This window comes from Photorhabdus sp. RM71S (genome assembly GCF_042879355.1).
GTDB lineage: Bacteria > Pseudomonadota > Gammaproteobacteria > Enterobacterales > Enterobacteriaceae > Photorhabdus > Photorhabdus kayaii.
The window spans coordinates 1-283 of sequence record NZ_JBHFKV010000263.1 but is presented as its reverse complement, the minus strand read 5'-3'; the positions used below and the strand labels follow the sequence as shown (position 1 = coordinate 283).

The window sequence follows — 283 nt, the reverse complement described above, 5'->3', positions numbered from 1 at the left end:
ACCCCACTGTTGAGTGCCGAGGGTGAGGGATATCTCGCCGTTAGCGCCGGTTTCCCAGACCACATTCGGCATTGACGGCAACGCGGCTATACCGGCGGCTAATGTGCTGACTGTTTCCGGCACCGGAACCGGCTGATGTTCAGCCAGTGCGGCCCGCTCTGTTGCGGTGGTAGCCTGTACCTCTGCCGCTTCCTGCATCGGCACGGCACTGTCGAGCAACAACCCGAAGGCCCGTTCCGGCTCGGCGACCTGACACAGATAGCCGTTGGCATCCATGCCCTCG

1 pseudogene is annotated in these 283 nt (G+C 62.9%); it reads right to left on the bottom strand.

The window, feature by feature from the left end:
* Nucleotides 1-222 (bottom strand): annotated as a pseudogene (locus ACGF5R_RS24820) (hypothetical protein); the annotation flags it as partial.
* Nucleotides 223-283 lie beyond the last annotated feature (61 nt).